13 protein-coding genes and 1 pseudogene are annotated in these 13,842 nt (G+C 60.9%); 8 read left to right on the forward strand and 6 right to left on the reverse strand.

The annotated features are described in order from the left end of the window. Positions 1-173: single-stranded DNA-binding protein (gene ssb / locus B3849_RS08660; RefSeq protein ID WP_414718037.1), on the reverse strand; the 173-nt coding region annotated here is incomplete at its 3' end. Positions 174-360: 187 nt separating this feature from the next. Here ssb and B3849_RS08665 point away from each other — a divergent pair. Together B3849_RS08665 and B3849_RS08670 are read left to right on the forward strand one after the other, a co-directional pair. Further along, a complete protein-coding gene (locus B3849_RS08665; protein WP_278426268.1) occupies positions 361-945 on the forward strand; it encodes a lytic transglycosylase domain-containing protein in 585 nt (194 codons plus the stop codon). Positions 946-1,118: 173 nt separating this feature from the next. Continuing rightward, positions 1,119-1,646 (forward strand): hypothetical protein, encoded by a 528-nt coding sequence (locus B3849_RS08670; RefSeq protein WP_278426269.1) that lies wholly within the window; start codon positions 1,119-1,121, stop codon positions 1,644-1,646. A gap of 74 nt (positions 1,647-1,720) precedes the next feature. Here B3849_RS08670 and B3849_RS08675 read toward each other — a convergent pair whose 3' ends face one another. From B3849_RS08675 to miaA, 5 genes are all read right to left on the reverse strand, one after another. Further along, positions 1,721-3,808, reverse strand: a complete 2,088-nt coding sequence (locus B3849_RS08675; protein WP_286780023.1) for an ABC transporter ATP-binding protein — start codon at positions 3,806-3,808, stop codon at positions 1,721-1,723. A gap of 96 nt (positions 3,809-3,904) precedes the next feature. Continuing rightward, positions 3,905-5,329, reverse strand: a complete 1,425-nt coding sequence (locus B3849_RS08680; protein WP_278426271.1) for an ABC transporter permease — start codon at positions 5,327-5,329, stop codon at positions 3,905-3,907. 13 nt (positions 5,330-5,342) lie between these two features. Further along, on the reverse strand, positions 5,343-6,428 hold the full coding sequence (locus tag B3849_RS08685) for an ABC transporter permease (protein WP_278426272.1): 1,086 nt from the start codon (positions 6,426-6,428) through the stop codon (positions 5,343-5,345). Positions 6,429-6,689: 261 nt separating this feature from the next. Then, positions 6,690-7,478: a helix-turn-helix transcriptional regulator gene (locus B3849_RS08690; RefSeq protein ID WP_278426273.1), complete on the reverse strand. Its 789-nt coding sequence runs from the start codon at positions 7,476-7,478 to the stop codon at positions 6,690-6,692. Positions 7,479-7,581: 103 nt separating this feature from the next. Continuing rightward, complete coding sequence (gene miaA, locus B3849_RS08695; protein ID WP_278426274.1) at positions 7,582-8,472, reverse strand: tRNA (adenosine(37)-N6)-dimethylallyltransferase MiaA; 891 nt, start codon at positions 8,470-8,472, stop codon at positions 7,582-7,584. 99 nt (positions 8,473-8,571) lie between these two features. Here miaA and pyrH point away from each other — a divergent pair, with 99 nt between their 5' ends. The 6 genes and pseudogenes from pyrH to B3849_RS08725 all read left to right on the forward strand — a co-directional run. After that, positions 8,572-9,300 (forward strand): UMP kinase, encoded by a 729-nt coding sequence (pyrH, locus tag B3849_RS08700; protein WP_009826990.1) that lies wholly within the window; start codon positions 8,572-8,574, stop codon positions 9,298-9,300. A gap of 99 nt (positions 9,301-9,399) precedes the next feature. Continuing rightward, a complete protein-coding gene (gene frr, locus B3849_RS08705; RefSeq protein ID WP_005853404.1) occupies positions 9,400-9,963 on the forward strand; it encodes a ribosome recycling factor in 564 nt (187 codons plus the stop codon). A gap of 63 nt (positions 9,964-10,026) precedes the next feature. Further along, positions 10,027-10,770: a polyprenyl diphosphate synthase gene (uppS, locus tag B3849_RS08710; RefSeq protein ID WP_005853406.1), complete on the forward strand. Its 744-nt coding sequence runs from the start codon at positions 10,027-10,029 to the stop codon at positions 10,768-10,770. Positions 10,771-10,793: 23 nt separating this feature from the next. Continuing rightward, positions 10,794-11,588, forward strand: coding sequence for a phosphatidate cytidylyltransferase (locus B3849_RS08715; protein ID WP_278426275.1), 795 nt, complete (start codon positions 10,794-10,796; stop codon positions 11,586-11,588). 10 nt (positions 11,589-11,598) lie between these two features. Continuing rightward, the gene (dxr, locus tag B3849_RS08720) at positions 11,599-12,771 is read left to right on the forward strand and encodes a 1-deoxy-D-xylulose-5-phosphate reductoisomerase (protein WP_278426276.1); all 1,173 of its coding nucleotides are present in this window, start codon (positions 11,599-11,601) and stop codon (positions 12,769-12,771) included. A 73-nt stretch (positions 12,772-12,844) separates the two neighbouring features. Further along, positions 12,845-13,842 (forward strand): annotated as a pseudogene (locus tag B3849_RS08725) (M50 family metallopeptidase); the annotation flags it as partial.

Here is a 13,842-nt window from a genome sequence, read left to right on the forward strand (position 1 = left end):
TCGCCGGTGTTGCGGTCTTTCCATGTCTCGGATGTCGCGATGCGCAGGTTGCACACTTTGCCGCCGTTCTGGAACGAACGCACTTCGGGATCGCGCCCCAGATTCCCGATTAGGATCACTTTATTCACTGAGCCGGCCATGATGCCCCCATTTGCTGCAAGTTTACGGGCCACGTGCGAATCCCGCACGCACCTTGGATTGGCCGACGTTATACCCAGCAGGGTTTGCGATAAACAGGGGGGAGGCGGGATTATCGCCGTTGCGACCCACGCAGATGTGACAGGGGGCAATAAAGGGTGGCACCAACGGGTCAGTTTGATATGGTCTGCGGGAATTGAGACTGCGTGGGGCAGGGACAATATGCGAATTTTACTAACGGCGGCGCTGTGCTGCGTTTCTGTGGGCGCAGCACCGGTTGCCGCCGATGTGTTTTCGTCCAAGAACCGGACCAAGCTTTTTGCGTCCCAGACCAAGATTCTGGACACACGGGCGTCAAAACAATATGCGGCCTCTGTCCGGCTGCAGCCACAACGCGTGGTCACCCCGACAAAATGGGACACACCCAAATATCGCGGCAAGTACAAGGGCGTCTACCTTGGCATGGCGCGCGAAGCCGCGATGCGCCACGGCATTCCGGCGGATCTCTTCTTGCGCCTCGTGCAGCAGGAAAGCGGCTGGAACCCTGCGGCGCGGTCGCATAAAGGCGCGCTTGGTCTGGCGCAGCTTATGCCTGAAACGGCGCGGATCCTGCGCGTGGACCCGACCGACCCCTACGAGAACCTTGATGGCGGCGCACGATACCTCAAGCGTCAATATCAGGCGTTCGGCTCATGGAACCTCGCGCTTGCGGCCTATAACGCGGGGCCGGGGGCGGTGAAGAAATACGGTGGCATCCCGCCCTACGCCGAAACCAAGAACTATGTGAAGGTGATCGCGGGTCTGTGATGCACCGCGATAGATTGCTGTAAATAAAACATATTTCGCCGCAGCATGCTGATTTCCGCTTGCCGTTTTTCGCGGCGATGGAACCATATCGCCACGGCTGATGTTCCCTTTCCACAGCGTCAGCAGGTCGTCTTCTACGGCCTGCGCGCATCAGAAAGATAAGGAGCATTCGCATGTTCAACTCAGTTAAATCGATCGTCTTGGCCACGGGTGTAAGCTTGGCCGCATTGTCCACTGCCGCATTTGCGGAAGAGAAAGTCGCCTTCTCTGCGATTGACGTAAGCTCGTCCATCGACGCCGCGCAGGACGCTAACGCGATGGAATATTACCCCCAGATCACCGAGGATCTGAAAGCCGCCGTGGCCGCCCGCGTCTTGGGCAGCGATGACGCCAGCGATCCGACGATCAACATCGACATCCGCAAAATCTCGCTGGATGGGGATACGATGCTGAGCGATAGCCAGGAATTTAACGAGATCGAAGGTGTGGTCGACATCACGTCGCCCAATGAATCGATCGGCGCACGCAGCTTCCCTGTGAATGTCGCCGCCTATTCGGTCGATCAGGTCGTGCCCGAGGGTTACGTCGCCGTGGCCCCGACCGAGGGTGTATTTTACGAAGTCATGATCAACGGTTTTGCCGATGAGGTGGCCGAACAGGTCGGCAATCTGAACACCGCAGGTAGCGGCGTCAGCAAATAAGCCACCCTGCCTCGATCAGGCAGAAGCGGCTATCGCACATGCGATGGCCGTTTTTTAGATGCGTAGCGAAGGGTTTAGCGCGCCGTAACGTCCATCTCGATCACCGGCTCCATCGCTGCAAGCTGCGCGTCATCCAGATGACATTTCACCGTATGCCCCGCCGCCAGCGGCCGCAGCTCTGGCACCTGCGTCTCGCACAGATTTCCCGGCACCCGAGATTTCCATCGGCAGCGCGTCTGAAAGGGGCAACCGGGCGGCGGATTCATCGCCGAGGGGACATCGCCTTCCAGCACGATGTGTTTTTTCTTCACCCGCGTGTCGGCAATCGGCACCGCTGACAGCAACGCTTCGGTATAGGGATGATAGGGCGGAGAGAACACCTGATCCGTAGTGCCCAATTCGACCACATGCCCCAGATACATCACCATCACCCGGTCGCTAAGGTATCGCACGATGCTCAGGTCATGGCTGATGAACAACAGACAGGTCTGTTGCGCCTGCTGGATCTCCATCAAAAGATCCGTCACCGCCGCCTGAACCGAGACATCAAGCGCCGAGACGGGTTCATCCGCCACCACGATCCGCGCGTCTCCGGCAAAGGCACGGGCAATCCCCACGCGTTGTTTCTGCCCGCCCGACAGTTGGCGCGGCATGCGGCTGGCGAATTCCCGCGGCAGTTTGACCAGATCCAGCAGCTCCAGCATGCGCGCCTTACGGTCACGCGCGGATGTGCCCACGCCAAACACTTCAAGCGCGCGGATGATCTGGCGGCCCACGGGCATTGACGGGTTCAATGTGTCGAAAGGGTTCTGGAACACCATCTGGATATCAGCGACGGTCTGTGTCCCCCGATCCTCGATCGCGGTAGTCCCGATATCACGGCCATCCAGCAGCAGGTGACCGGCTGTGGCCGTCTCCAGCCCCATAAGAACCTTGGCAAAAGTGGACTTGCCGCAACCGGATTCCCCCACGATGGCAAGGGTTTCACCCGCCCTCGCTTCAAAGCTCAGCTCTTCGTTTGCTTTAACCACTTTGGTACCGGTTCCGCCAAACATGGAATGCGCCGCCACCTGATAGTATTTCTTGAGCTTGTCCATTTTCAGAACGACGTCGCCAACCTCTCCCTTCGACTTGGTCGCCGCATGCGCCATCGGCGCGGCCCAGTCGATGTCATCGTGGCGGATACAGCGGGTCGCGTGTCGCGTGTTTTCGGGCACATCCAGCATCGGAATGGCACCCTGATCGCAGCGCCCCGCGACAAAGTAATCGCAGCGCGGGCCAAAGTTGCAGCCTTCGGGGCGTTCATGGGGCAGGGGGAAATTGCCGGGGATAGCGACCAGCGGGCGCGCGGTTTTGTCGGCACCGGGCAGCGGAATCGACCGGAACAGAGCCTGTGTATAGGGATGGCGCATGCCGTCGAACACATCCGCAATCGACCCGCGCTCGACCGCCTCGCCGGAGTACATGACACAGATGCGATCGCAGGTGTCCAGCACCAGCCCGAGGTTGTGGCTGATGAACAGCATAGAGGTGCCGTATTTGCGCCCCAGATCTTTGATCAGATCAATGATCGCCGCTTCGACCGTGACATCCAATGCTGTGGTGGGCTCGTCCAGGATCAGCAAGGATGGCTCTGACATCAGGGCCATAGCGATGACGATGCGCTGCTGTTGCCCGCCTGACAGCTGATGCGGATAGGCCTTGAGGATACGTTCGGGGTCCGGCAGCTTGACGTCGGTCACCAGTTGCAAGGCGCGGGCATGGGCCTCGCGTTTCGACATGCCACCGTGGATCATCGGCACTTCCATCAACTGCTGCCCGATCCGCATGGCGGGGTTCAAAGAGGCCATTGGCTCTTGATAGATCATCGCGATTTCGCTGCCCCTGATCTGACGCAACTCAGCGGCGCTCATCTGGGACAGATCGCGCCCCTTGAACTTGATGGACCCGCCCACGACCCGCCCGTTCACCCCAAGGTCCTGCATCACGCCCAAGGCGACAGTTGATTTACCACAACCGGATTCACCAACCAGCCCCACAGCCTCGCCCGGTTTGACCGAGACTGAAAAATCCATCACCGCCGGAATTTCGCGCAGCCGTGTGAAGAAAGAGATCGACAGCCCGTCGATCTCCAGAATTGGCCCGTCATATGCCTCGCCCATGTCCAACTCCCTTACCTTCAACCGCAACCATATACTTCATTTTGCCAAGTAAACTCCGGGGGTGCGGGGGCTGGCCCCCGCGGCGGTTCCCCCAAATCAATCCCGCAAACTCTCTTCGCGCAGCCCATCCGCGAGCAGGTTCAACCCCAGCACAAGGCTGAGCAAGGCCAGCGCCGGCGCGATTGCCGCATGGGGGTAGAGCGCCAGCAGGCGCCGCCCTGCGTTGATCGTGGTGCCCCAATCGGGGCTTTCGGATTCCAGTCCCAGCCCAAAGAACCCCAGCGTGCCAAGCAGGATCGTGGTATAGCCGATGCGCAGGCAGAAATCGACGATCAGGGGGCCGCGGGCATTGGGCAGGATCTCCCACAACATGATGTACCACGGTCCTTCGCCGCGGGTCTGCGCGGCCGCCACGTAGTCGCGTGTCTTTATGTCCAGTGCGAGCCCGCGCACGATCCGGAATACTGTGGGTGCATTGACGAAAACCACCGCGACAAAGACCACCAGCAACCCCGGCCCGATGTCGAGGAAATCCAGAAACGCAGGCAGGCCCGGGATCTCGTAGGTCTGGGTCCGCACCAGCGCCCCATCGTCCGAGATCATCGCGAGGTAAAGCCAGCCCACCAGCCCCAGTACCACGACCAGCACCGGCGTGCGGGTGCTTGGCTGCGTGCGCAGACGTGTGTTGAGCAGCACCCAAAGGAACACCAGTGGAAAGATGAACAGCACAATTGCCATGTAATTCGGCAGTCCGGTCAGCACGATTTCGGGGGTGACCAGAAGATAAAAGATCAAGATCACCGGAAAGGCGAGGATCAGATTGGCAAGAAAGCTCAGCAATACGTCCAGTTTACCGCCATAGTAGCCCGCAGGCAGCCCCAGCGTAATCCCCACCATAAAGGCAAAGACCGTCGCCATCGGCGCGATCTGGATCACCACCCAGGCGCCCTTGATCAGGCGGCTGAACACATCGCGGGCAAGGTTATCGCCGCCCAGCAGGAACCACGGGTAGTCGCCATCCTCAGCGCGGGCCAGTGGTGTGCCGGGAAGCTTGTTCTTCATGCCCGAGGTCTGGCTGAGGCTATCATGGGTCACGATCATGTCGAACACCCCGCCGAACAGCCCCGTATAGACCCAGAACATCACCAGCCCAAAGCCGATCATACCAACGGTGCTGTCAAACAGTTTGCCATAAAGCCCCAGCCGGCGTTTGAAGGCGATCGACAGGGCAAAGGTCACGATCAGGGCAATCCAGACCGGCAGCAGACGCTGCGCCATGCCGCCAAAAATGCCGGCCTCGGCACCCATGAAAATGCCCCCGAGGACATAGACCATCAGCAACGCCGTCGCCGCCGCGATCCCCGCGGTGGTGATCTGCCCCAAGCGGCGCGCTCCCGCAGGGGAAGTCGGCAGCAGGGGCCAGACCATCTGCATCGCGATGCCAAGCAGCACGACCAACACCGTGCCCCCCAGCAATGGGTTCACCCAGTCCAGCGCACCTGTCCATGTCAATGGGTCCATCTACATTGTCTCCTCAGGTGATCCGGATGCGCGGGTTCAGCACGACATAGCCGATGTCCGAGATCAGCTGCGTTGTCAGCACCACGATCACCGACACGACCGACACGGCCAGCAACAGCTCGATGTCATTATTCGACGCGGCGCGGACCAACAGCCAGCCGAAGCCCTTGTAGTTGAACAAGGTCTCGACGATGACGACTCCGTTCAGAAGCCACGGGATTTGCAGCATGATCACCGTGAACGGCGCGATCAATGCATTGCGCAGGGCGTGTTTCAGGACGATGTTGCCAAAGCTGACCCCCTTCAGCCGCGCCGTGCGGATGTACTGCGCGGTCATCACCTCGGTCATCGAGGCACGGGTCATGCGCGCGATATAGCCCATCCCGTAAAGCGAGATGGTGAGCACCGGCAGAAAGAAGTTCCAGAAGGTCGCGTCTTTCATCGCACTGGCGGCGGAGCCCAGAAACAGCGTTTTGCTGTCGATCCAGCCCCAGTCGGCCAGCAGGGGCGACAGCCCGAACCGCGAGGAGGCGAGCAAGGCGATGAACACGACACCAGAGACATATTCAGGCGTCGCGGTTGTCAGGATCGAAAAGGTCGACAGGGTCCGGTCCGTCCGCGACCCTTCGCGCATCCCTGCCAGCACGCCCACGATCAGCGCCATCGGCACCATCAGCAGGATCACGCAGCCCATCAACTTGCCCGTCAGCGCCAACCGGGTCAGGACAGTGGGGCCGACATCCTCTTGGAAAACAGTGGAAAATCCCCAATCCCCTTGCAAGATACCGCAAAAGCGGCGGCGGTCGTCCTCGGGCGTGTCCTTGGTAAAGCAGCGCCCGAAACGGGTGCCGTCCTCCTCTTGCGTCACCCATCCGGGCATGACGCCCAGCCATTGGCCGAATTTGACCGGCAGCGGGTCAAGATAGCCGCGATCTCCCAGATAGCTTGCGACCGCTTCGTCGGACATGCGGAAGTTGCCTTGGGTCTTGGCGAGCTTTTCGAGGTTCGGATAGAGGTTGGTCAGCCAGAACACGATAAAGGTCAGGCATAGCGCTGTTACCACCATCACGCCCAAACGGCGCAATATGAAAATACCCATGTGATGACCCTGTTGCGCGGCGGTACGGCGACACCTTGTAGGCGCGCGGCTGCGTTTGAATTTGTCGCAGCGCGGTCCGGCTTTTGCCGATACGTTGCGCGCTGCGCGGCTCCCTTATTGTCCGCTTTCCACCATGACATGGGCGGTGCGGATGTGTTTTTCTTGAATGCCAGTCAGCCACAGGTCGCGGTGGCAGGTCAACTCGGTACTTTGGAAAAGGGCGCTACCCCGAGCGTCCTTGCGGCCACCGGCCCCGACGCGTCAGGCCGCCGTTGCCCGCAGGCGCGAGGGTGTGAGGCCCGTGTGTTGCTGCATGAACCGTGTGAAATAGGCGGCAGAGCCAAAGCCAAGGTGGCGCGCGATATCCTGTGCGGAATGCTCTGTAGTGCCAAGCAGGTGCCGTGCCTCATGCACCACCCGTTCGGTCAGGATATCCGCCGCAGTCCTGCCGGTCGCGGATTTTACGGCCCGTGACAGATGCGTCGGCGTGACCTCCAGGCTTTCGGCGTATTGCGCCATCGGTGCGCCGCTGCTGTAGTGTTCACAGACCATCTGGCAGAACCGCGCGCTGAGCCGTGCGGCGGCGTTGCGCCGGTTGGGCACATGTTCGTCCTGCATGATCTGGCGCCGCAGCCAGACCGACATCAGCGCCGCGTGCCCCTCTAACGCGTCATGATACAGCGGGCGCTTGGCCTGTTGTTCGCGCTGCGCGGCTTCGATCAGGCCGGTCAGTTCGGTCTGGGCCTGCACATCCCGAATACGCAGGTGGCGCGGCATTTGGGGCAGGCGCAGCTCGGTGCCGTCGGGGATCACCACCGCTTGCCCGATGCCCTGCCGCCCCATATCAAGGGCAAAGAGCGCACGGGCAGGGATGAACACCGCGTTATGCGCCCCCAAGCCGCGCCGCTGGCCGTCAAGCTGCAGCAACCCCTGACCGCGGGTGATCCAGATCAGCATATGCACAGGCCGGTCATGACAAAGCTGCACGCGCCAGTCCTGCCCTTGCGACAGTTGCGCCAGCGTCAGCAATTCGATCGTGTTCTCTGTCATTGCATGACCCTATCAGCAAAAGACAAGTGAACACTATCGTTATACAGAGATACGGAAAGATAAAGGCAGTAAAAGATAATTTCGCCGTTTTGGCAGCCGCGTGCTACCCCGGCACATATTGCAGCCAATCGGCGGTGTTCTTGCGCATCCACGTGCGCTGCCGTTTGGCATATTGCCGTGTCGCGATGATGGCATCCTGTCGCGCCACGTCAAGCGGTGTTACGCCGTCAAGGTAGCGCATCAGCTCGGGCACGCCGATGGCACGGTGCGCGGGCAGGGTGGGGTCGTAATCGGGGCGCACGGCGGCGACTTCGTCCAGCGCGCCTTGGTCCAGCATCTGGTCAAAGCGACGGATGATCCTGTCGTTCAGCCAGTCCTTTGACGCGGCAACGGCGACGGGCTGGCAGCGATCCATCGGCAGGACGGGCGGCGGCGTATCATCTTGCCACGCGGCCAGCCCGCGCCCTGTGGCTTGCTGCACCTCCCACGCACGCTGGACGCGCATGGGGTTATAAAGATCGATGCGGCGCGCCGTCTCTGCGTCAAGCGCGTCGATCATCGCCGCGCGGGTCATGGTGTTGCCCGCGGCGCGTACCGCATCGGGGGTCGGGGGAATGTCCACCAGCCCCTTGGTCAGCGCCGCGAAATAAAGCCCCGTGCCACCCACAATGATCGGGCGTGCGGGCTGGCGCAGCACCTCGGTCACCTCGCGCAGCCAGTGGCCGACCGAATAGGGGGCGTGTGCTGCGACATGGCCATACATCAGATGCGGTGCCAAGGCCTCTTCCTCGGCTGGGGGGCGGGCCGAGATCACGCGCCAGCAGCCGTAGACCTGACTGGCATCCGCGTTCACAATCACCCCGCCCTGAGCCTGCGCAATCGCCAGCGCCAGCGCCGATTTACCCGAGGCCGTGGGCCCCGCGATCAGGACAGGCGCAGTAGGGTCGATAGAGGAAACCACGTCAGAGACGCGGGACAGCGGGGCATCTGGCATTTCTTTGCGTGAACCTCTGACGGAGCATTGAATGTTTGCGCTATTTGCGACATTTTACGGCGCAATGAAAACCCCTCCCACACCCTGAAAGGTGCGCCCATGCCCGAGAGCCAGTCAAAAGTAACATTCAACCGGGTCATGCTAAAGATTTCAGGCGAAGCATTGATGGGCGATCAGGGGTTCGGGCTGAACCCGCCAACCGTGCAACGCATCGCGAACGAGGTCAAATCGGTTCACGATCTTGGCGTCGAAATCTGCATGGTCATCGGGGGCGGTAATATCTTCCGCGGGCTGCAAGGATCGGCTCAGGGGATGGAACGCACCACCGCCGATTATATGGGGATGCTGGCCACCGTGATGAACGCGCTGGCGATGCAATCCGCGCTGGAGGAACTGGGCATCCACACGCGGGTGATTTCCGCGATCACGATGAACGAGGTCGCCGAACCCTACATCCGCCGCCGCGCCGTGCGCCACCTTGAGAAAAAGCGCGTGTGCATCTTTGCCGCGGGCACCGGCAACCCGTATTTCACCACCGATACCGCCGCAACGCTGCGCGCCAATGAAATGGCTTGCGAAGCGATCTTCAAGGGCACCAAGGTCGATGGTGTCTATGACAAAGACCCCGCCAAATTCGACGATGCGGTCCGCTATGATGCCGTCAGCTATGACGACGTGCTGCAAAAGCGCTTGGGGGTCATGGATGCCTCTGCCATCGCCTTGGCGCGCGACAACAACCTGCCGATCATCGTCTTCTCTCTGGACGAGCCGGGCGGCTTCAAGGGGATTCTCGCGGGCGAGGGCACATACACACGGGTTCAGGGCTAGGCCCCAACCTGCGATAGATGCGGGGCTCCCTATACAAGGGGGGCTTGATCGCGTTATATCGGTTCAAATCTAGATAGTTACAAAACCACCGGGGACATCATGTCAGACGATTTTATGCTGGACACAGACGATCTTGAGCGGCGCATGAACGGCGCAATCGCATCGTTGCGCACCGAATTTGCCTCTTTGCGCACAGGCCGCGCGTCCGCCTCTATGCTGGAGCCTGTGATGGTCGACGCCTATGGCAGCAGCACGCCGATCAACCAGGTGGGCACCGTCAACGTGCCCGAGCCACGCATGGTCACCATCAACGTCTGGGACAAGGCGCTGGTCGGCAAGGTCGAGAAAGCGATCCGTGAATCCGGTCTGGGTATCAACCCGCAGTTGAACGGCACGATCATCATGCTGCCGATCCCCGAGCTGAACGAGGAACGCCGCACCCAGCTGACCAAGGTCGCGGGGCAATATGCCGAAAGCGCCCGTGTATCGATCCGCAACGTGCGCCGCGACGGTATGGACCAGATCAAGAAAGCCAAGGCCGACGGCATGTCGGAAGACGATCAGAAAGTCTGGGAGGGTGAGGTTCAGGACATGACCAACAAGTTCATCGCCCAGATCGACGAGCAGCTTGAAAGCAAACAAGCCGAGATCATGCAGGTTTAAGTACCTTATTCGATGCGCGCGACCCCAGGGTCCGCGCATCGGCCTGCAGTTCGATAAGGATAGATGATGCCTGCTGCGACCGACCAGACCTTCCAGCTTGTCCCAGGGGCACCGCGCCATGTTGCGATCATCATGGACGGAAACGGCCGTTGGGCGACCCAGCGGGGGCGTCCGCGTCTGTTCGGGCATCACGCCGGTGCCAAACGCGTGCGTGAAATCGTAGAGGCATGTCCCGATTTCGGCGTCGAATATCTGACGATCTTTGCCTTCTCGACCGAGAACTGGAAACGTACTCAGGTCGAGGTGGCGGGGCTCATGAGCCTGTTCCGCCGCTATATCACCAAAGAGACCAAAGCGCTGAAAGCCAAGGGCGTGCGCGTCCGATTTATCGGTGACCGTGTCCGGCTGGATGCGAAACTGGTCAAGCTGATGAATGTGCTAGAGGCAGAGACGGCGGAAAACACCCGTACCCATCTGACGATTGCGCTGAACTACGGCGGCCGCGACGAGGTCGCGCGCGCGACGCAGCGGCTGGCGCAGGACGTTGCAGCGGGTCTGCTCAGCCCTGAGGACGTCGACGAAGAAACCCTGCCGCGCTATCTGGACACCCATGTATTGCCGGACCCCGATCTGGTGATCCGCACCAGTGGCGAGGCGCGGATATCGAACTTTCTGCTGTGGCAATCAGCCTATGCCGAATATGAATTCATTGATACGCTCTGGCCCGACTTCACCAAGGCCGAGTTTGGCAATCTTTGTGCGGCCTTTGGCAATCGCGACCGGCGCTTTGGTGCCGTGTCCTCCTGATCGTACGACGAAAGGAAAGCACTATGACACCTTCTTCGGAACGCTGGTCCGACCTCACGGCGCGCGTCGGTTCGGCGCTGGCGATGATCGTGGTCGGTCTGGGCGGGATCTATCTGGGCGGGCCCGTGTTCCACGTTCTCGTCGCGATCATTTGCGGCGTCATGGCGTGGGAACTGGTGGGGATGTTGAACCCGTCAAACCGCAGCGCGCGGATGCAGATGGGCTTGCTGGTCGGGGCGGCGACGCTCGCCGCGATCTACCTGCCCGTGGGCTTTGCCCTGCCGGTGCTGCTGGCCCCCGCCTTGGTGGGCTTTGGCCAGTTGGAAAAACACCGCACGATTTTCATGTGCTTCACCGTGATGATCATGCTGGCCGGTTTCGGGCTGACGCAGGTTCGCGATAATTTCGGCTTTGGCTGGCTGATGTGGCTGGTGCTGGTTGTGGTGATCACCGATGTCGTTGGCTATTTCGCCGGACGTGCCATCGGTGGGCCAAAGTTCTGGCCCAAGGTTAGCCCCAAGAAAACATGGTCCGGCACGGCTGCGGGCTGGATCGGGGCGGCGGCTGTCGGTTTCCTGTTCTCGATCAACACCGGTGTGGGCTTGCAGCTGGTCGGTGTCTCTGTCGCCATGTCGATGGCGTCGCAGATGGGTGATATGGCGGAATCCGGGATGAAGCGTCGCTTGGGGGTCAAGGACAGCTCTAACCTGATCCCCGGTCATGGCGGCTTGCTGGATCGGTTCGACGGTATGTTGGGGGCGGCGCTGTTCCTGCTGATCATTGGTCGTTTCCTGACCATCACCCCCGCGCTAAGCTGATCTTCACCCTATGAAGAAAGTCAGTATTTTCGGGGCCACGGGCTCTATCGGGCAGAACACCATTGATCTGATCGCGCGCGCACCCGACGCCTATGATGTCGTCGCGTTGACCGGTGCCAGCAATATCGCGCAGCTGGCAGAGGATGCGCAGCGGTTGAACGCGCAGCTTGCCGTCACGGCCCATGAGCATCTGCTAGACGACCTGCGCGACGCGCTATCGGGCACGGGGGTAGAGGCCGCCGCCGGACCCCAAGCCATCAACGAGGCCGCCGCACGCCCCGCTGATTGGGTCATGTCCGCCATTATCGGGGCCGCGGGTCTGGCACCGGGGATGGAGGCGTTGAAACAAGGCGCGACGCTGGCCCTTGCCAATAAGGAGTCGCTGGTCTGCGCCGGTCAGCTGATGCTGGATACGGCCATGGCACATGGGGCCACCATGCTGCCGGTCGATAGCGAACATTCCGCCGTGTTTCAGGCCCTGATCGGCGAGAATATCTCGGCGGTGGAACGGATCATCATCACCGCCAGCGGCGGGGCGTTTCGCGATTGGCCGCTGGAAAAGCTCGCCGATGCCACGTTAGAGCAAGCATCGAGCCATCCAAACTGGGATATGGGTCAGCGCATCACCATCGACAGCGCGTCGATGTTCAACAAGGCGATGGAAGTCATTGAAACGCGAGAATATTTTCGCGTGGACCCCAGCCAGATCGAAGTATTGGTGCATCCGCAGTCGATGATCCATGCGCTCGTGGGGTTCAATGACGGTGCCTTGATGGCGCATATTGGCCCGCCCGACATGCGCCACGCCATCGGCTTTGCCCTGCATCACCCCGACCGTACCCATTTGCCGGTAGAGCGGCTGGATCTGGCAAAGATCGGCAGCTTTGACTTCCGCGCCCCCGATGACATCCGTTGGCCCGCCCTGCGCCTCGCGCGCGAGGTGATGGCGCGTGGTGGCATGGCCGGTGCGGTGTTCAACGCCGCCAAAGAGGTCGCGCTGGACGGGTTTATCGGCGGCAAGCTGCGCTTTCCCCAGATGGCAGAGATCGTCGAAGACACGATGGAAGCGCTTTTCCCTGACAATGGGGTGATCGATGCGGCCATCACACTTGATAACGTCGCACAGGTGGACCATCTGGCAAGGCAGGCCGCATGGGCCGCAATAACAAAGAGGGCAGGGTAGAGTTTTGGATATTATGGCATTGATCCCGCAGTTTGGCGGGCTGATCTGGACGCTTCTGGCTTTTGTGATTGCCCTGTCGGTGATCGTCGCGATCCATGAATACGGTCATTATATCGTCGGACGCTGGTCCGGCATCCATGCCGATGTCTTCTCTCTCGGGTTTGGCCCGGTGATCTACAGCCGCTACGACAAACGCGGTACCAAGTGGCAGATCGCGGCGCTGCCCTTTGGCGGCTACGTGAAATTCGCGGGCGATGCGGATGCGGCCTCGGGTAAGGATGTGGCCGCGATGGAAGCGGCCGAGGCGGACCCGAAGCGGTTGCGTGCCACCATGCATGGGGCACCGCTATGGGCGCGTGCAGCCACGGTCGCTGCGGGGCCGGTGTTCAACTTTGCCCTGTCCATTCTGGTCTTCGCGGCCATCGGCCTGTCGGTCGGCGTTCCGCGTGACCCGATGACCGTCGGGGAAATGCACCCGCTGCCGTTTGAACAGAATGAACTGGTGGAAGGGGACGAGATCGTCTCTATCGGCGGGGTGACCCTGCCGCCGGTGTCCGATGCCACCGCCTATGCCGATGCTTTCGCCAGCATCCCGCTGGACCAGCCGCTGCCCTATGAGGTGAACCGTGGCGGGGAAGTCGTGACCGTGGATGGGCCTTACGTCATGCCATCGCTGGTCAAGCAGGTGATGCCGCAATCCGCGGCCTATGAGGCCGGTCTGAAAAGCGGCGATGTGATCACCTCGGTTGACGGGGCAGAGATTTTCGCCTTCCGCCAGTTGAAGACCGCTGTTGAAGCGTCTGAAGGCACACCGCTTGAACTTGATATCTGGCGCGACGGGCAAATGCTGGACATCACCCTGCGCCCCAAAGTGACGGACGAACCGCAGCCGGACGGCAGCTTCAAGTCGCAGATGCGCATTGGCATCGTGGGCGGCACCGCCTTTGATACCGCCACGACGAACCCTGGCGTGCTGACAGCGCTTTGGGGTGGGGTAGAGAACACAGGCCGGATCATCAGCGGGTCGCTGTCGGGTCTCAAGCATATGATCGTCGGCAATATCAGCACCTG

It is taken from the genome of Sulfitobacter sp. UBA4523, from assembly GCF_002388305.1.
In the GTDB taxonomy this organism is placed as follows: Bacteria; Pseudomonadota; Alphaproteobacteria; order Rhodobacterales; family Rhodobacteraceae; genus Sulfitobacter; species Sulfitobacter pontiacus.

Excerpts from the sequence above, each read along its gene's own strand:
- B3849_RS08685 (WP_278426272.1), bottom strand. The coding sequence starts at position 6,428 with ATGGGTATTTTCATATTGCGCCGTTTGGGCGTGATGGTGGTAACAGCG.
- pyrH (WP_009826990.1), top strand. The coding sequence starts at position 8,572 with ATGCCCGAGAGCCAGTCAAAAGTAACATTCAACCGGGTCATGCTAAAG.
- B3849_RS08715 (WP_278426275.1), top strand. The coding sequence starts at position 10,794 with ATGACACCTTCTTCGGAACGCTGGTCCGACCTCACGGCGCGCGTCGGT.
- B3849_RS08675 (WP_286780023.1), bottom strand. The coding sequence starts at position 3,808 with ATGGGCGAGGCATATGACGGGCCAATTCTGGAGATCGACGGGCTGTCG.
- B3849_RS08670 (WP_278426269.1), top strand. The coding sequence starts at position 1,119 with ATGTTCAACTCAGTTAAATCGATCGTCTTGGCCACGGGTGTAAGCTTG.
- B3849_RS08665 (WP_278426268.1), top strand. The coding sequence starts at position 361 with ATGCGAATTTTACTAACGGCGGCGCTGTGCTGCGTTTCTGTGGGCGCA.
- uppS (WP_005853406.1), top strand. The coding sequence starts at position 10,027 with ATGATGCCTGCTGCGACCGACCAGACCTTCCAGCTTGTCCCAGGGGCA.
- miaA (WP_278426274.1), bottom strand. The coding sequence starts at position 8,472 with ATGCCAGATGCCCCGCTGTCCCGCGTCTCTGACGTGGTTTCCTCTATC.
- dxr (WP_278426276.1), top strand. The coding sequence starts at position 11,599 with ATGAAGAAAGTCAGTATTTTCGGGGCCACGGGCTCTATCGGGCAGAAC.
- frr (WP_005853404.1), top strand. The coding sequence starts at position 9,400 with ATGTCAGACGATTTTATGCTGGACACAGACGATCTTGAGCGGCGCATG.
- B3849_RS08690 (WP_278426273.1), bottom strand. The coding sequence starts at position 7,478 with ATGACAGAGAACACGATCGAATTGCTGACGCTGGCGCAACTGTCGCAA.
- B3849_RS08680 (WP_278426271.1), bottom strand. The coding sequence starts at position 5,329 with ATGGACCCATTGACATGGACAGGTGCGCTGGACTGGGTGAACCCATTG.